Annotated in this window: 10 protein-coding genes and 1 pseudogene; 6 read left to right on the top strand and 5 right to left on the bottom strand. The window is 49.9% G+C overall.

Features of this window, described 5'->3' with window-relative positions; translation table 11 throughout:
* Position 1: 1 nt before the first annotated feature.
* The 3 genes and pseudogenes from fdhF to AC0L4K_RS12810 all read right to left on the bottom strand — a co-directional run bounded on the left by fdhF (position 2) and on the right by AC0L4K_RS12810 (position 4965).
* A pseudogene (fdhF, locus tag AC0L4K_RS12820) lies at positions 2–2900 on the bottom strand (formate dehydrogenase subunit alpha).
* A complete protein-coding gene (locus AC0L4K_RS12815) occupies positions 2897–4474 on the bottom strand; it encodes a formate dehydrogenase beta subunit (RefSeq protein ID WP_473266490.1) in 1578 nt (525 codons plus the stop codon). The pseudogene fdhF and the gene AC0L4K_RS12815 overlap by 4 nt, the downstream one beginning before the upstream one ends.
* Positions 4474–4965, bottom strand: a complete 492-nt coding sequence (locus AC0L4K_RS12810; protein WP_417224103.1) for a formate dehydrogenase subunit gamma — start codon at positions 4963–4965, stop codon at positions 4474–4476. Before AC0L4K_RS12810 ends, AC0L4K_RS12815 begins: the two co-directional genes overlap by 1 nt.
* A 138-nt stretch (positions 4966–5103) precedes the next feature.
* Between AC0L4K_RS12810 and AC0L4K_RS12805 the strand changes: the two genes are divergently transcribed.
* The 3 genes from AC0L4K_RS12805 (at position 5104) to AC0L4K_RS12795 (ending at position 9342) form a co-directional block, all read left to right on the top strand.
* Positions 5104–6177: a substrate-binding domain-containing protein gene (locus tag AC0L4K_RS12805; protein ID WP_473266488.1), complete on the top strand. Its 1074-nt coding sequence runs from the start codon at positions 5104–5106 to the stop codon at positions 6175–6177.
* Between the two features lie 502 nt (positions 6178–6679).
* On the top strand, positions 6680–8392 hold the full coding sequence (locus tag AC0L4K_RS12800) for a cation:proton antiporter (RefSeq protein WP_417224100.1): 1713 nt from the start codon (positions 6680–6682) through the stop codon (positions 8390–8392).
* Complete coding sequence (locus AC0L4K_RS12795) at positions 8389–9342, top strand: universal stress protein (protein WP_473266486.1); 954 nt, start codon at positions 8389–8391, stop codon at positions 9340–9342. The genes AC0L4K_RS12800 and AC0L4K_RS12795 overlap by 4 nt, the downstream gene beginning before the upstream one ends.
* A 61-nt stretch (positions 9343–9403) precedes the next feature.
* Here AC0L4K_RS12795 and AC0L4K_RS12790 read toward each other — a convergent pair whose 3' ends face one another.
* Together AC0L4K_RS12790 and AC0L4K_RS12785 are read right to left on the bottom strand one after the other, a co-directional pair.
* Positions 9404–9628: a cysteine-rich CWC family protein gene (locus AC0L4K_RS12790; protein ID WP_473266485.1), complete on the bottom strand. Its 225-nt coding sequence runs from the start codon at positions 9626–9628 to the stop codon at positions 9404–9406.
* A 384-nt stretch (positions 9629–10012) separates the two neighbouring features.
* Entirely contained in the window at positions 10013–11143 is a 1131-nt protein-coding gene (locus tag AC0L4K_RS12785; protein ID WP_417224094.1) for an aminomethyl transferase family protein, read from the bottom strand.
* A gap of 500 nt (positions 11144–11643) precedes the next feature.
* On the opposite strand from AC0L4K_RS12785, the gene AC0L4K_RS12780 reads away from it, so the two are divergent.
* The 3 genes from AC0L4K_RS12780 to urtA all read left to right on the top strand — a co-directional run bounded on the left by AC0L4K_RS12780 (position 11644) and on the right by urtA (position 17877).
* Positions 11644–15138: an ATP-binding protein gene (locus tag AC0L4K_RS12780; protein ID WP_473266483.1), complete on the top strand. Its 3495-nt coding sequence runs from the start codon at positions 11644–11646 to the stop codon at positions 15136–15138.
* Positions 15135–16058 carry a response regulator gene (locus AC0L4K_RS12775; protein ID WP_473266482.1) on the top strand — a complete coding sequence of 308 codons (924 nt, stop codon included), beginning with the start codon at positions 15135–15137 and terminating at the stop codon, positions 16056–16058. Before AC0L4K_RS12780 ends, AC0L4K_RS12775 begins: the two co-directional genes overlap by 4 nt.
* A gap of 532 nt (positions 16059–16590) precedes the next feature.
* Positions 16591–17877 (top strand): urea ABC transporter substrate-binding protein, encoded by a 1287-nt coding sequence (gene urtA, locus AC0L4K_RS12770; RefSeq protein ID WP_417224089.1) that lies wholly within the window; start codon positions 16591–16593, stop codon positions 17875–17877.
* Positions 17878–18000 lie beyond the last annotated feature (123 nt).

Raw genomic sequence — 18000 nt, 5'->3', positions numbered from 1 at the left:
ATTAACCTCCAGCCGAGGCCGGTTTACCGTGCCCTTTTTCCTGTCGGGCACTATCGAGGTGACCAATCTGTTCTTTATGGAAGGCATGATATCGCTGCTGCCACTCGGACGGCTCGGACACTTTGATCGCTTGAATCGCGGTGACTTTATATTCCGGACAGTTAGTCGCCCAGTCAGAGTTGTCGGTGGTGACCACGTTTGCGCCACTGTGAGGGTGGTGGAAGGTGGTATACACGACGCCCGGTTGCATCCGGTCGGAGATCTTCGCCAGCATCACGGTTTCACCGGAACGGCTGGTGATCCCCACCCAATCGTTATCTTTGATACCGCGATCTTCGGCATCCTGAGGGTGCAGCTCAAGCACATCGTCATCATGCCAAACCTGATTTTCGGTACGCCGGGTCTGGGCGCCAACATTGTATTGCGACAGTGTACGGCCGGTGGTCAGCAGTAATGGGTATTTACGGGTAGAGCGTTCTTCGGTGGCGACATATTCGGTGATTGCAAATTGACCTTTACCGATCGGAAAGCTATCCAAATGCATGATCGGGGTGCCTTCGGGGGCACTGTCGTTACATGGCCATTGTAAGCTGCCCATCTCTTCTAAGCGTTCATAGCTAACATTGCTAAAGGTCGGCGTTAGCAGGGCGATCTCATCCATAATTTCGGATGGATGGTTGTAGTTCATCGGATAGCCCAAGGCGTTGGACAGCGCTTGGGTGACTTCCCAATCCTGCTTGCCTGCTAGCGGTGGCATGACCTTGCGTACACGGTTGATGCGTCGCTCGGCATTGGTGAAGGTGCCATCTTTCTCAAGGAAAGAGGAGCCGGGCAGGAATACGTGGGCAAATTTAGCGGTTTCGTTAAGGAAGATATCCTGCACCACCAGACATTCCAGCGCCCGCATTGCGGCGTGAACATGGTTGGTGTTCGGGTCTGACTGGGCAATATCTTCGCCCTGACAATACATTCCTTTGTAGGTGCCATCCATCGCAGCATCAAACATATTGGGAATACGTAGGCCCGGTTCATTATCGAGTTCAACACCCCAGACGGCTTCAAAGCGCGCCCGTACGGCATCGTCGGAGACATGTTGATAGCCCGGCAGTTCATGGGGGAAGGAACCCATATCGCAGGACCCTTGGACATTGTTTTGTCCCCGAAGTGGATTCACACCCACACCATCACGGCCAATGTTACCGGTCGCCAGTGCGAGGTTGGCGATACCCATGACCATGCTTGACCCTTGGCTGTGTTCGGTAACACCTAAACCGTAGTAGATGGCTGCATTGTTTGCGTTGGCATAGATCCGGGCGGCACTACGCAGCTCGGCGGCGGGAATACCGGTAATGGATTCGGTGTTCTCCGGTGAGTGGCGCGCTTCACTGATAAAGTCGCGCCAAGCGTTAAAGGCGTCGGTTGCACAGCGCTCGGCGATAAAGGCTTTGTCTTCTAAGCCTTCGCTGATAATGACATGGGCCATAGCATTCACAAACGCCACATTACTACCGGGGCGCAGTGATAGATGGTGATGGGTTTCGACATGGGGCGTCTTCACTAGGTCGATACGCCGTGGATCGGCAACGATCAGCTTGGCACCCTGACGTAGACGTTTTTTCAGCAATGAGCCAAATACCGGATGGGCATCGGTAGGGTTGGCACCGATCACCATAATGGCGTCGGCATGCATCACGGAATCAAACGTTTGTGTCCCGGCGGATTCCCCTAAGGTGGCTTTCAAACCATAGCCGGTCGGTGAATGACAGACTCGCGCACAGGTGTCGGTATTGTTATTACCGAAGGCGGCGCGAATCAGTTTTTGCACCAAATAAGTTTCTTCATTGGTACAGCGGGATGAGGTGATACCGCCGATGCTTTCACGGCCATATTTCGCTTGGATACCGCGCAGTTTGTTGGCCGCAAAGGTGAGCGCTTCATCCCAGCTAACTTCTTGCCAAGGTTGATCGATTGAATCCCGAATCATCGGTTTGGTGATGCGGTCGCCATGGGTGGCATAACCAAAAGCAAAGCGGCCTTTAACACAGGAGTGACCATGGTTCGCTTGGCCACCTTTATAAGGCACCATGCGGATGATTTCAGCGCCTTTCATTTCGGCTTTAAACTGACAGCCGACACCGCAATAGGCACAGGTTGTCACCACGCTGTGTTCCGGTTGGCCCGCTTCAATGACTGATTTTTCCATCAGTGTTGAGGTGGGGCAGGCTTGCACACAAGCACCGCAAGAGACACATTCTGAATCAAGAAAGGCTTCTGTTTTGTCCGGGGGATACTTTGGAATCGAAGCCGCGACCATCGATGGTCAGGGCGAAGGTGCCTTGCACTTCGCTACAGGCTCGCACACAGCGGGAGCAGACGATACATTTGCTCGGATCAAAACTGAAATAGGGGTTGGAATGGTCTTTTTCTGCGTCGAGGTGATTCTCTCCCTCGAAGCCGTAACGCACTTCTCGCAGGCCGACTTCACCCGCCACATCCTGCAGTTCACAATTACCATTGGCCGGGCAGGTCAGGCAGTCCAGCGGGTGGTCGGAGATGTACAGCTCCATAATATTACGGCGTAGCTTACCCAACCGTTTATTCTGAGTGGTGACTTTCATGCCCGCTTCAGCCGGTGTGGTGCATGATGCTGGCGTCCCCCGGCGGCCTTCGATCTCAACCGCGCAGATGCGGCACGAACCAAAGGCTTCAAGGTTATCGGTAGCGCAGAGCTTAGGGATATTAATATCGGCTTCGGCAGCAGCGCGCAGCACCGAAGTACCTTCAGGCACAGTGATTGATTTACCATCGATCTCAAGGGTGATCAGGTTTTCGGAAACACTCGCGGGGGTGCCATAATCTTTATGATAATCGGTGCTGTTAGGATCAAAGATCTGAATCATGACCGGGCTCCCTTGTTGTTTTGCGCAGGTTGATTAAAGTCTTCCGGGAAGTGTTTAACGGCGCTTTGTACGGGGAACGGGGTCATGCCGCCCATAGCACAGAGTGAGCCATCGATCATGGTGTCACAGAGATCGCTCAGCAGTTCCATGTTGGCAGCGCGGTTTTCATCATTACGAATCCGGTCGATCACCTCGACACCGCGAGTAGAGCCGATACGGCAAGGGGTACACTTACCGCAGGATTCAGCGACGCAGAACTCCATGGAAAAGCGCGCTTGGGCAGACATATCCACGGTGTCATCAAACACCACAATACCGCCGTGGCCAAGACCCGCGCCGATGGCCTGAAAAGATTCATAATCCATCGGTGTATCCCACTGGCTTTCCGGCAGATAGGCACAGAGTGGCCCACCCACTTGAACCGCCCGCATTGGCCGTCCACTGAAGGTACCACCGCCGTATTCTTCCAGCAGTTCACGTAGGGTGACACCGAAGGCCAGCTCAATCAGGCCGCCGCGTTTAATATTACCCGCTAGCTGAAATGGCAATGTGCCGAGGGAGCGGCCCATACCGAAATCAGCATAGGCTTGGCCACCTTGCGAGAGGATGTAAGGTATCGCTGCCAGTGACAATACATTATTGACGATGGTGGGCTGGCCAAATAATCCGACAATGGCAGGTAGCGGCGGTTTCGCTCGCACCATGCCACGTTTCCCTTCAAGACTTTCCAGTAGCGAGGTTTCTTCGCCGCAGATATAGGCTTTAGCACCTAGGCGTACTTCAAGCTTAAAGGTTTTACCACTATCGAGAATATTCTCGCCAAGATAATCGGCGGCTTCGGCATTGGCAATCGCTTCATTTAGAATCTGATAGGCAACCGGGTATTCTGAGCGCAGATAGATATACCCCTGATCGGCACCCACCGCCAGACCCGCGATGGTCATGCCTTCGATCAGCATATAGGGATCGGCTTCCATCACCATACGGTCGGCAAAGGTGCCGGAGTCGCCCTCATCGGCATTACAGACGATATATTTTTGTGGGCTATGAGGGGATATTGCATCCAATACGGTTTGCCATTTGATGCCGGTGGGGAACGCTGCGCCACCACGGCCACGCAATCCAGAGGCTTTGACCTCATCAACAATCTGCTGACCATCCAGCTGTAAGGCTTTTTTCAAACCATTGAAACCATCTAACTGGCAATAATCATCCAATGAAACGGGATCGGTAATGCCTGCGCGGGCGAAGGTCAGCCGTTGCTGTTGTTTCAGATAAGGAATCTCTTCGGTCAACCCCTGACACAGTGGGTGGTCAGTCGCACCGCTAACGAAGGCTTGGTCAAACAGACTATCGATATCAGCACTGCTGACTGGGCCATAGGCAATACGGCCAGCACTTGTTTCAACTTCGATTAAAGGTTCCAGCCAGAAGAGACCGCGGGAGCCGTTACGAATAATCTCAATGGTTTCGCCGCGCTGCTTAGCTTCGGCAGCGATCTCTAGCGCCAACTGATCGGCACCCATTGCTAGGGCTGTGGTGTCACGCGGAATATACAGTTTGGTTACGCTCATCAGTGTACCTCCAGCGTTTGTGAACGCAGCCCATCAACTAGCTGATCAAATTTTTCGGGGGTCACTCGGCCAACGATCTCATCGTCAATCCGCACGGAAGGGGAGCAAGCGCAGTTGCCTAGACAGTAAACTTCTTCCAAGGTGATCGTCTGATCGCTCGTGGTGCCGTGATAATCCACCCCGAGAGTCGCTTTGGCATGGGCTTCGAGTTGACGCGCCCCCATCGCCTGACAGGCTTCAGCGCGGCACACTTCAACGGTATGTTTACCGGGTGCTGTGGTGCGAAACTGATGATAAAAGCTTATGACTCCGTGAATGTCGGCGCGGGATTGGTTTAAGGATTCCGCAATCAGCGGCACTGATTCGGGAGGGACAAAGCCCAAACGATTTTGAATCTCATGAAGGATAGGCAGCAAAGCGCCCGGTTTATGTTTCAGACCGGTAATGGCGTCGTTTACTACCGATAATAACTGCTCTTTGGCTGCGGTCATTTTGTTATTCTCACTTAACATATGAAGTGGAGTTCATATGTTGCTATTCGAGTGTCTTAGAAGCCCAAAATATGTGCTTTATAGTGGTGTTTAAAGTAGCATTAGTTGGTCTTCTACGAAATATGAAATATTGTGCATATGAAACGTATTCAAGTTGTTCCAAGTTGGTCTTTTCGCGATGCTGGCGGTAACCAGTTGAATCCCCAATTATTTTCGCTGTTAGGGGCGATACATGAGACGGGCAAGCTGACCGCGGCGACTAAAAAAATTGGCATCTCATACCGCCATGGATGGAACCTGTTGAATACGTGGGCGGCCTTTTTTGGTTTGCCGCTGGTCGATATGAAAAAAGGTAAGGGGGCGACACTATCGGCCTTAGGTGAAAAATTGCTCTGGGCCGAACAGCGTGTATTGGCAAGGTTAGAACCACAATTAGAGAGTTTAGCCTCCGAACTTAATTTAGAGATCCACCGAGCGCTGGAGGGGGTTAACCCCTTGCTACGCGTCCATGCGAGCTACGGTTATGCGGTGGCTTTATTACCCGATTTCAGCAGCGATATTCAACTGGATCTGCAGTACAAAAGTGCTGAAGAAGCACTGGCCTCACTCAACCGGGGCGTCTGTGATGTGGCGGGTTTTCATGTGCCGGTAAATGGCCGGGCAGGGGGCATGAGCGATGCCCTCTATGAAACCTATAGCCGTCACCTGAAACCACGGGTGCATAAGATCGTTAAATTTATAACTCGCCAGCAGGGGCTAATGGTCAAACCCGGTAATCCTAAACAGATTAACGGGTTGCAGGACTTAGTACGTAAAGACGTTAAGTTTATCAATCGTCAGAAGGACTCCGGTACCCGGGCACTGCTTGATGAACTATTAATCCGCGAGGGGGTAAACAGCAAGCGGATTAACGGTTTTGCCGATGAGGAATTCACCCATTCAGCGGTGGCGGCTTTCGTCGGTGCAGGGATGGCAGATGTCGGCATGGGAGTGAAGGCAGCAGCGAGCCAGTTCGGTCTTGATTTTATACCGTTATCCTCTGAGTATTATCTGTTTGTGTGTCACCATAAAACCCTTAAACAGGAGGCGATGCTGCGTTTGTTAGCCAGTATTCGTCGTGAGGTATTTCAGACTGCCGTACAGCAACTGCCAGGGTATTCACCGGAGGATTGTGGGGAGGTGGTCGCTCTAGATACGATCTTTAGTGGGTAATGCGAGCAAGCGACTCGTCAGGCTTGTCTATCAGTTAGGTTATATGAGTTGAGTGGGCAGCGGTCGCGACACTTCCTATTCTCTCTGCAGCCTAAGCCTTCGCTTTACGTTATTGTTTGTCAGACAGTGAGCGTCAGTTTGACGTTGATCCATTCTCATTCATCCGATAGATGAGATTCAAATACTGCTCGATGGTGTCATTACTAAACAATCTAAATAGTTGCCTATTTGTTGAGCGATGAGTGAATCTTTTCGAGTTTAGAAGATCATATATTTATGGCGTTTAAAGTGGTGCTCAACTGAGTCTTCGTGTTATCAGGTGGCATCGCCTTGGCTTTTGCTAGAGATCAACCTTAATCCGATGAGGCTTGGGTAGACTGACAATAAAGCAGAACTGTTTATTCGCTAAACCTATGTGTGTCTCGGGCTGGCATTTGAGGCCGCGGGTTAGAAGCGTTGATCAATGAATAATGGACTATAAGCAACCGATAAGGAGCATCAATTGATAGAACTAATCACACAGTCATCTTTTACTGAAGTGGCTGCGCTACTGGTGCTGGCTGCCATTATGGGGTTTGCGGGTTTATTTTTGCGGCAGCCTCTTATCGTGAGTTTCATCGCCGTGGGATTAATCTCGGGGCCCTCCGTTTTAGACATCGTACACTCCAAAGAACAGATCCAACTACTGTCCGAATTAGGGATCGCAGTGCTGCTGTTTTTGGTCGGTATCAAGCTGGATGTGAAGCTTATTCGTTCTATCGGTTCGGTGTCGATTATGACCGGGCTTGGGCAGGTAGCCTTTACATCGATAGTCGGTTATTTCATCGGCCTTGGGATAGGCCTAGATCACATCACCAGCATCTATGTTGCTGTAGCCCTTACTTTTTCTTCGACCATTATTATCGTCAAGCTGCTTTCGGATAAACGAGAGATCGATTCCCTTCATGGTAAAATCGCTCTCGGCTTTTTGATTGTGCAAGATCTGGTCGTAGTGGTGGCGATGATTGTGTTGGCGACCATTGGCATCGGCACAGGACATGGCGGTGATGCGAATAGCTCCATCTGGCAGGTGGCTTTGGCGGGCATGGGGTTGCTGTTATTTGTGATCTTCTTTGTGCGTTTCATCGCTAATCCACTGACCCAGCAATTGGCCAAAACACCTGAACTATTGGTTATTTACGCTATCGCTCAGGCGGCACTGTTTGCTGCAGTCGGTAATATTATTGGCTTGGGTATGGAAGTCGGCGGTTTGTTGGCAGGGGTGGCATTAGCCTCAACACCTTATCGTGAAAGTATTGCTGCTCGGTTGGCTCCCTTACGGGATTTCTTATTACTGTTTTTCTTTATCGCCTTGGGCGCTACCTTAGACTTATCGTTGTTGGGATCGCACCTGTCAGGGGCTGCGATTTTCTCACTCTTCGTACTTATCGGTAATCCTCTGATTGTTTTGGCGATTATGGGGGCGATGGGTTATCGCAAACGAACCGGTTTTCTCGCGGGCTTAACCGTTGCACAAATCAGTGAGTTTTCACTTATTTTCATCACTATGGGAGTCAGTTTAGGCCATGTGCAGCATGATATTCTCGGCTTAGTCACCCTCGTTGGGATCGTTACGATTACCGCATCGACTTACATGATTACCTATTCCCATCAGCTCTATGCTTTTTTTGAACCGGTTATTGGCATCTTTGAACGGACGGGTGCGCCGCGGGAGCAATCAACGGAGCACCATACGGGTAGCGCTTATCAAGTGGTTATCTTCGGTTTAGGTCGGCTGGGCACTGAGATTGCTGCACGTTTACAGGAGCAGGGCGTGAGTGTTTTAGGATTAGACTTCAACCCTGCCGCCATTAAGCATTGGCAGTATTTAGGCTTAGAGACTGAGTACGGTGATGTGACTGATCCTGAATTTATCGCCGAACTGCCGCTCAAACATACCCAATGGATTGTCTCCACTATTCCACAACATCATACTGGGCTGTCGTCAGAGGACACCCGCAAAACAATTATTCAATTAACGTTAGCCGCAGGCTTTTCGGGCAAGTTAGCCACGGTGTCGCACAGTAAAGCAGACACCGAAGAGTTACAACTGCTCGGTATTGATCTAGTGCTGGAGCCTTTTCAGGATGCCGCCGACCGAGCGACGGAGTTATTGCTTGAAGGCATTGATAACCCCTCTTTTCAATCTCCCACATCCATCGGAGGCTCGCGATGAAACAGTTTAAAAATATTCTCTATGTGCTCAATCATGATACGCATCGGTCTTCGGCATCACTCTTACGGGCTGTAGCACTGGCGAAGTCGAATCAAGCAGACCTTACGCTGTTACAGATGTTGCCTGATGTTTCACCTATCGCCCAAGCTCTTGATAGCGGTGCTGATGAGTTAGCCGCTAAAATTTTGCAGCAGGAACAAGCGACGCTGCAACAGCTTATTGCCTCGTTAGATGTGGATTTCAGTTTAAAAATGGAACAGAAAATTGGCACTCCATACATTGAGATTATTCGTCTGGTTAAGGCGCAAGATTTCGATCTGGTGATTAAAGAGATTGAGGATATCGATTGGCTCGATCGCTTGCTAGGGAGCGATGATATGCATTTGCTGCGTAAATGCCCCTGTCCGGTATGGTTGATGAAAAAAGATGATAATACCCAATATAAACATATTATGGCGGCGGTTGATTTAACCGATGAAAGCGATCGCTGTAACGATGAATTGAATTCAGAAATACTCGAGTTTGCTTGTTCGCTGTCATTAGCTGAATTTACCATGCTGCATGTTGTGAGCGCCTACGATGTGCCTCAAGCCGGGTTTATTAGCCTGTGGGCAGAGCAGCCCGATAGAGTGAACAGTCAATTATTTGATGCTGAATCCCGTGATAAACAGCAGAAAATGAGAGTGCTGATGAATGGCTTGAAATCGAAGGTTGGCGTTGAATCTTATAATTACTTATCGCCACAAACCCATATCGTTCAGGGGCCTCCGGGTCGAGAACTACCACGCTTAGCGAATGAGCTTAATGTTGATCTCGTGGTGATGGGAACAATTGCGCGTACCGGTATCGCGGGGGTGATTATCGGAAATACGGCGGAGAATGTTTTGCCGCAGTTACGCTGTTCGGTGTTGGCTATCAAACCTAAAGGTTTTGTATCACCGGTATCTTAGGCAGAGCACGTTAGCCAATAGCGGTTTGCAGAGCTTTGTATGGTTGCGCGTCTATGGTGATTTAGTCGTGATTGGCTGTATGCGCTAACGCGCATGCTTGGCAGATACAGGCTTTCCCTTTGGCCTCTAGTGGCACCTGATCCAATAGCGGTTGAGTGAACGCTATGTCGCTAGTGTAGCACCAGCAGTCGGGTTGCGAGCCACAGCTTGACCGGTTGCCGCAGTGGTTAGCCTGTTTGCACAGAGGGCATAAGCTTGGGTCAATGGATTCGATTGCTGTCGTCACTCTAATTCTCTGTTGTGGTCTAGGGTGGTTTTTTATTGGCTGTTAATGAATGGGGTTTACCCGCTATAAATCAGCGCAAGGCTGGCTGAAAAGCTGGTCGGTATTTTTACACTGAGCATAACGGCTTGCTAGAACAAAATACACCGCTGAGGTTGTGGGTCGTATGATGGTTGCTTGCCATAATGCCGTGAGGGCACGGCTTCTAGGTATTTTCTATTTATTCGTAGGGAGTAGATGTTGTAGATCATTAATCATAACAGAGAGGTCAAAGCCTTTTTAAGCGTTGTAAAGCTAATCATATTAACAGCTGAAGGCTTTGACCTGGTAGCGAGAATCAGTATGGCCCCTTTCTCTATTGAACAGATGAGTATGAGGCTTATTGACTCAGCCTTTAGCGGTACGTTTTTTCTTATCGGGATCGTCAAAGGGTAATGAGTGAGCAATCGCCGAAACACTCAAGCTGCCTTTAACTTCCAAAGGGGTACCTTGCACGGCATAGTCGGTATCAAAACGTACTAGCGCCATCGATTTTTCAGTCAAGCGTGAATACATAGCACAGGTAATAACACCCACTTGCTTACCATCGGCCCATAGCGTATCACCTTCTTGAGCGGCTTGATCACCTTCCAATAGCGCGCCAAAAATCTTGAAGCGTTCTTGACCTTTTAACCTAAAGTGTTCGTTGGCGCCGCGGAAGTCGGTTTTATCTTTCGAGACGGTAAAGTCTAAGCCCAGCTCCCACAGAGTATCGCCCGCCGCTTCATCGGCAAAAGGGTACATCTCAGAGTTGTCATAGGGATAAAACAGCAGATAGCTTTCTACACGCAGCATATCCAAGGCGGTAAAGGCGCAAGGAATGATACCTTGTGGTGCACCGAGTTCCAGAATGGTGTCCCAGATAGCGGGGGCGTCGGCGGCTTTACAGAAGATTTCATAGCCTCTTTCGCCAGTATAACCGGTGCGGGAGATCATCACGGGCAAGCCAAATAGACGGGTCTGCAGATGGTGGAAGTAAGGTAGTTCGCGAATCCCCGGTACATGCTCAGCCAGAAAATCGACCGCGAGAGGGCCCTGTAATGATAGATCATGCAGATCATCATCAAATAACACGCTTACCTGACGGCCTTGGGAAGCGCGCACCAGCATTTCATAGCCATTACCTGCGCCAAACACCACCATAAAGGCATTAGGGCCGGTGCGGTAGATAACGCAGTCATCAACAAACTTACCGGATTCGTTCAGAATCGTGGCATAGACGGATTTGCCGGGGTACAGCTTGGTGATATCTCGGGTGCACGTATACTCAAGTAAGCTTTCGGCATGGGGGCCAACAAAGTGTACTTTTTTTAAGCCTGATACATCCATCAAGCCTGCTTTCGTACGGATCGCTTCATGAGCAAGCGATAAATCGCTATCGTAGCTCCAAGGAGTTCCCATACCGTTCCAATCTTCCAGTTTTGAACCAAGAGCTCGATGCTTCTCAGCAAGTGCAGAATGTCGCCACGAATTTGCCATGTTACGTTCCCTTTTATCGGTGTATAAAAAAACTACTAGGAAATAATATTTCCTCTCAGGAATAGCAATTAGTATGCCAGCCGCCTTTAATGTTGCTTAAATGGCGTGCCGTGGAGGCTATGAATATTGGGCTGCGGAACAGCGCAAAAGGATTGAAGCGCTACCGTTGCGGTGGGGTGACGGTGCGGTTTATTAGGCGAATTAATACAGAGCCGAGTGTCTGTGAACAATAGAGCTTCTCTTGCTTTGAGTGAAAAAAGGCTGTGTTTATGATTGGCTCAGAACCCGGGTGTAATAGAGGGCGAGTTTCGTCCTGTGTGAATGAACGCAGTGATCGGGGTGAACACTAAACAGGCGGTTCGTTTTAGCCGCTGGCACAAAGTGTGCTGCTAATAATTGTTAGGGGTTATCGTACAAATTAGCGTTATTTCGCCTTTAAGTAGTGCAATTCGTGCACTCGATGTCTTTTATTGCACTAAGTTTGTGCGCATTGGTGGGCTATGTCAGGGTTTCAGAAAATCCTAAAAGTAAGGCGTCACTACAATAAATGGGTGGCCGATCAGACGCTGGAAGATTATGCGTTGCGTTTTACCGCACGCAAAGGGCGGCATATGAGTATCTCCCGGGTGGGTAAAACCGCACTCGGGGCGGCTTCTTTTTTAGCCTTGGAAAGTCTGGCGGCGGCGGTCACCTTAAGTTATGGCTTCACTAATACCGTAATGGCGATGGTGGCCGTCTGTGTGGTGTTATTTATCACCGGCTTTCCGATTGTCTATTACTCGGCCAAACATGGCTTGGATATAGACCTGCTCACCCGAGGGGCAGGCTTTGGCTATCTCGGCTCCACCTTAACCTCGCTGATCTACGCATCCTTTACCTTTATCTTCTTTGCCATCGAAGCGGCTATTTTGGCCTCGGCTCTGAAAGCGTTATTTGGTATTCCATTGGCCTTAGGCTATCTCTTTTGTGCCGTCGCGGTGATTCCTATCGTGACCCACGGCATCACGGCGATCAGTCGGTTTCAGGTGCGCACTCATAATCTTTGGGTCGGGTTACAGCTGTCAGCGGTGATTGCCGTGCTGTGGTATGAGTTTGATAGCCTCGAAGGCTGGACCGAGTTTAGTCCGGGCATGGGAGCAACCGCCAGCGGCGAGTTCGACATCATTATGTTTGGCGCGGCGGTGTCAGTGTTTTTTGCTCTGTTTGCGCAGATTGGCGAGCAGGTGGATTATCTGCGCTTTATGCCGGAAAAAACCGAAGAGAATAAGCGCCAATGGTGGTTTTGGTTGATTCTGGCCGGCCCCGGCTGGGTGTTTACTGGCCTGATTAAGATGCTATTGGGTTCGTTTTTGGCCTATCTGGCGATTACTCAAGGAATGAGCCTACAGGAAGCGTCTGACCCTACCTATATGTATCAGCGGGTGTTTCAGCGGCTCACCGGTTCGCCAGAGATTGCTTTGCTATTGGCGGCATTGATGGTGGTGGTGTGCCAGATGAAAATCAATGTTACCAATGCCTATGCCGGCTCGATCGCATGGTCGAACTTCTTCTCCCGCTTAACTCACAGTCACCCCGGTCGGGTTGTGTGGTTGGTGTTTAATGTCACCATCGCCCTGATTCTGATGGAGCTGGGTATCTATCAGGCATTGGAAGCGATTTTAGGAATCTTTGCCATTATCGCCATAAGCTGGCTGGCATCCCTATCGGCGGATCTGTTAATCAATAAACCGTTGGGGTTAAGCCCACCGGAAATCGAATTTAAACGGGGTCATCTATACGATATCAATCCGGTGGGGATGGGGTCGATGGTGATCTCCACCGCTTTGGGGATGCTCAGTTATCTCGGTCTGTTTGGTGAGGTGGCGCGTAATCTCTGCCATTTTGTTAGTTTGGCCAGTTGCTTTATCTGTGTGCCATTGATCGCTTGGTTAACGGGTGGGCGCTACTATATTGCCCGTACCAATGAAGAGTTAAACCAGTATATCCGCTTGGTGCCGGTGTCGGGTCAGGCGCGTAATGTTTCGGTGGTGAACTGCGGTATCTGTGAGAACGATTTTGAACGGGAGGATATGAGTTACTGTCCGGCTTATGATCTGCCGATCTGCTCCCTCTGTTGCTCGTTAGATGTACGCTGCCTCGATAGCTGTAAGCCGAAGGCGCGGATGTCCCGTCAGGTGATGGAGATGTTACATCTATTTTTGCCGCGCCGTGGCGTTAAGCTGGTGAGTTCCCGGTTGGGCAAGTTTATCGGCCTATTGCTGGTGGTGAATTTGGTATTGGGGGCTTTGTTAGCGGTTATCTATCGTCAGTTAGCACCGGAAAATCCAGAAGAAACGGCGCTGGTATTGCAGACTATTTGGACGCTGTTCTTCACTCTCTTTATCGCCTCTGGGGTGGTTACTTGGTTGTTTTTGCTCACCCATGAGAGCCGTTTGGTGGCGCAGCAAGAATCCAACCGGCAAACGATGAAACTCACCCGTGAGATCGAAGCGCATGAGCAAACCGATCTGGAATTGCAGGAGGCGAAAGAGCTGGCCGAACGGGCTAATGCGGCTAAGAGCCGCTATTTATCCGGCATCAGCCATGAACTGCGCACACCGTTACAGTCGATTTTGGGCTATGCCCAGCTGCTGCGGGAACGTTCAGATTTGCAGGAAGATCAGCAACGGGGGTTGGATATTATTCACCGCAGCGGCCGCTATCTAACCGATCTGATCGAGGGGTTGCTGGATATATCGAAGATCGAGGCGGGGCGGTTAGATCTTTATCGTAATCAGGTTAATCTGCCGGAGCTGATTGAACAGTTGGCCGAGATGTTCCGTTTGCAAGCGTTACAAAAAGGCATCGCGTTTAACTGTCATATTGCCAATCCGCTACCGCAACGGATCGTCACGGATGAAAAACGCTTACGGCAAATTCTGATTAACCTGCTCTCCAATGCGGTGAAATATACACCGAACGGGCAGGTGGATTTTGATATTCGTTACCGTAATCAGGTGGCCGAGTTTTCGATTCGGGATACCGGGCCGGGGATCGATGAATATCAGATGCAGCGAATCTTCTCGCCCTTTGAACGCATTCGTAACCGTGATACCGCACATCTGCCGGGTACTGGGTTGGGCCTCACCATCGTTAAACTGCTTACCGAGATTATGGGCGGCGATCTGCAGGTGGATAGTCACCCCGGGCAGGGCAGTTGTTTTCGTATCTCAATAATGTTGCCTTGGGTTAGCAGTGAGGCACTAACACCGATATTACAGGAACAGCGGATTATCGGTTTTGAAGGTTATCAGCGCACGCTGTGCTTGGTGGATGATGACCCTGTATTGCGTGGCTTGTTGGCGGATATTCTGGTGCCCTTAGGGTTTGCCATTCTCGAAGCGCAGGATGCTGAAGCCTGTTTAGATCTGTTGCAGCACAGTGAGCCGGACCTCTTTCTGCTGGATATCTCGATGCCGGGAATGTCGGGCTTAGAGCTGGCCGCGCTACTGCGCCAACGCAATGTTGCGGGGCGTATTGTGATGTTATCGGCGGATGCGCGGGAACTCTCGGTCGGTGCTGAGGGGCACGATAGTTATGATGATTATCTGGTTAAGCCGGTGGCGAATCATCGCTTGCTAGAAAGCTTGGGCCGTCACCTTGAACTGAAATGGATCTACCGGGGTGAATCCGAATCAAGCGCGACGGAATGCGTTGCGAACGAGGACGTAAACAGCTGCGATGCTCCTACATCCGGTATGAGTCACACGGGGCAGAGCCCTGTGACTGACGCCGGTGACAATCCCCCGAAGAGCTTGTTGCAGCCGGATCACCCGTTGCTGCAAGAACTAAAAAACTGTGCCGAATTGGGTTATCACAAAGGGGTTATGCAGTGTTTGAAAGAGATCGAACCCCTCGACATTTTGTCGCCGGGGGCATTAACTCATTTGCGACAACTGAGTGAAAACTTTCTGTTTGGTAAGCTGGTGATGTATCTGGAGACGCAGCGTCAATGAATATGAGTGAATCTGTATCAACCCGAAATGATGTGGTGCTGGTGGTGGATGATTCCCCCAATGCTTTGAGCCTAATCAACGATGCACTGGAAGGGGCTGGACTGGATATTCTAGTGGCCTTGGAAGGCCGTCAGGCATTGACCATCTGTCAGCGTATCCGCCCCGATATTATTCTTATGGATGCCGTGATGCCGGTGATGGATGGTTTTGAAACTTGTCGGGCGCTGAAAGCCGATCCCAATCTGGCCACCATCCCGGTGGTGTTTATGACCGGCTTGACCGACACCGATGATATTGTCCGTGGCCTCGATAGCGGCGGGGTCGATTATCTCACCAAACCGATCAGCCCCAATGAGTTGTTGGCTCGTATTCGGGTGCATCTCGGTAATGCGCGCCAGACCAGCAGTGTTCACAGTGCCTTAGACAGTACCGGGCAACACCTGTTAACCGTAACCCAGGAGAGCTTGCTACGTTGGGCGACCCCTAGAGCTTATGCTCTACTTGGTCGAGCAGGGGTGACCGAGCAGCTGCAAGAAAGCTGTTTACTACCGCAAATTCGTCGCTGGCTGTCTCATAATCCGTTAGAGCAAGAACGCCTACCAGTGAAGGATATCGATTATCCTCTGATGCTTAAATTAATTGGCTATCAGAGCAACGGTGAGGTGTTGATGCAATTGATCGATGGCAATAAACCCACCGGAGCCGAACTACTAAAATTAGAGCTGGAACTCACCGAGCGGGAAGCCGAGGTACTGTATTGGCTGGCTAACGGTAAAACCAACAGAGAGATTGCCGAAATCCTGGAGATCAGCCCGCGCACGATTAACAAGCATTTGGAGCAGATCTTCCCTAAACTCGGGGTTGAAAACCGCACTGCGGCGGCAGGTGTAGCGTTGCGATTGATTGCCAGTCACGAGTAAAACACCGTTGCTCGAACGTAACAACGAGCGAGAAGGACGTTTGCCACTCACCTTGGTGTTGCTGCATCGACGTTAAACCCTGTCGTTAAAGGTAAGAGTGCTGTTACGTCGGAAATGGCGCTACGGTTATCTAAGGAACAGGGAGGACTCCAGAAAGTTGGCTCAGTATGCAAGGCAACTTTGAACTTTGGTAAGCGAAACAAAACGTCAATTTAGACAATATTAAACCTTTAGACTTGGATGCGCGTAATAAGATATTTCGATTAGTGGTGTAAGCCCTCAGCGCATTAATTTTCAACTTCCTACCTATAGCTCTTGGCTTTGTTTTTTCTAACAAGCGAAGCCAAGAGCAACTATCCACAAACGATGAATTCACCCCTATACGTCATTTGACGTATAGGGGTGCGTTAATCACCCCATACCGCCGTGCAGCGTATTTCCTAATAATGATTGTGTGACGTTCATCAATGACCGGGGCTTTTAGTTCCACCCGGAAAAGAATTGAAGTTTAACCTCAATAAGGGAAGTGGATATGAAGATCAAACATCTGGTTACGGGTATTGCTTTATCGATGGGTGCTACGGTATTGAGTGTCAGCGCGATGGCAGGGGATACAATCAAAGTGGGTGTGTTGCACTCGCTGTCCGGCACCATGGCGATCAGTGAAACGACATTGAAAGACACGGTTCTGATGATGGTTGAAGAGCAGAACAAGAAAGGCGGTCTGCTGGGTAAGAAATTGGAAGCGGTGGTGGTTGACCCTGCCTCTAACTGGCCTCTGTTTGCTGAGAAAGGCCGTGAGCTTTTAACCCAAGAGAAAGTCGACGTCATTTTTGGTAGCTGGACATCGGTTTCCCGTAAATCGGTTCTACCGGTATTAGAAGAACTAAACGGTTTAATGTTCTACCCGGTGCAGTATGAAGGTGAAGAATCCTCTAAAAATGTATTTTATACCGGTGCGGCGCCAAACCAACAGGCCATTCCTGCGGTTAACTATCTAAAAGATGATCTTGGGGTTGAGCGTTGGGTGTTAGCAGGTACCGATTATGTTTATCCACGTACCACCAACAAAATCTTAGAAGCCTATCTGAAAGCCAATGGTGTGGCTGAAGAAGATATCATGATCAACTACACACCCTTTGGTCATTCTGATTGGCAGTCGATCGTTTCGGATATTAAAAAATTCGGTAGCGAAGGTAAGAAAACAGCGGTGGTTTCAACTATCAACGGTGATGCAAACATTCCCTTTTACAAAGAGCTGGGTAACCAGGGTATCTCGGCAGAAGACATTCCCGTGGTTGCATTCTCGGTGGGTGAAGAAGAACTATCCGGCCTAGACACCAAGCCTTTGGTCGGTCATCTAGCGGCATGGAATTACTTCCAGAGTGTTGAAAGCGATGCCAATACTGACTTTATCGCTAAGTGGAAAGCGTTCACGGGTAATCCTAAACGTGTGACTAACGATCCTATGGAAGCCACTTATATCGGTTTCAAAATGTGGACTCAAGCGGTCGAGAAAGCCGGCACAACTGATGTTGATTCAGTTGAGCAAGCGATGATTGGTCAGGAAACGGAAAACCTCACCGGTGGCATGGCTTATATGAATAAGAACCATCACCTGAGCAAGCCGGTATTGATTGGTGAGATTCAGGAAGATGGTCAGCTTGAAGTGGTTTGGGAAACCGAAGGCTTAGTGGCCGGTGATGCTTGGTCTGACTTTCTGCCGGGTTCTAAAGATCTGATGGCTGATTGGACCGCACCGATCTCTTGCGGTAACTACAATGTTGTCACTAAGACCTGTTCAGGTCAGACCTATTAATCTTTAGCGCTTAACATCTTCATCCGCAGGCTTCGTGATAGAAGCCTGCTCTTTTTCAAGCGTGAATCAACAGAGCTTATAAAAAAAGCTGACCTAGATGAATGGCGCTGCCTTTGATATGGG

Source organism: Amphritea sp. GJ51-11 (assembly GCF_055808735.1).
This window is presented reverse-complemented; position numbering and strand designations above follow the sequence as displayed.

Bases quoted from the DNA above. Each gene is read 5' to 3' on its own strand.
- AC0L4K_RS12815 (WP_473266490.1), bottom strand. From the start codon at position 4,474: ATGAGCGTAACCAAACTGTATATTCCGCGTGACACCACAGCCCTAGCA.
- AC0L4K_RS12810 (WP_417224103.1), bottom strand. From the start codon at position 4,965: ATGACCGCAGCCAAAGAGCAGTTATTATCGGTAGTAAACGACGCCATT.
- AC0L4K_RS12805 (WP_473266488.1), top strand. From the start codon at position 5,104: ATGAAACGTATTCAAGTTGTTCCAAGTTGGTCTTTTCGCGATGCTGGC.
- AC0L4K_RS12795 (WP_473266486.1), top strand. From the start codon at position 8,389: ATGAAACAGTTTAAAAATATTCTCTATGTGCTCAATCATGATACGCAT.
- AC0L4K_RS12785 (WP_417224094.1), bottom strand. From the start codon at position 11,143: ATGGCAAATTCGTGGCGACATTCTGCACTTGCTGAGAAGCATCGAGCT.
- AC0L4K_RS12780 (WP_473266483.1), top strand. From the start codon at position 11,644: ATGTCAGGGTTTCAGAAAATCCTAAAAGTAAGGCGTCACTACAATAAA.
- AC0L4K_RS12775 (WP_473266482.1), top strand. From the start codon at position 15,135: ATGAATATGAGTGAATCTGTATCAACCCGAAATGATGTGGTGCTGGTG.
- urtA (WP_417224089.1), top strand. From the start codon at position 16,591: ATGAAGATCAAACATCTGGTTACGGGTATTGCTTTATCGATGGGTGCT.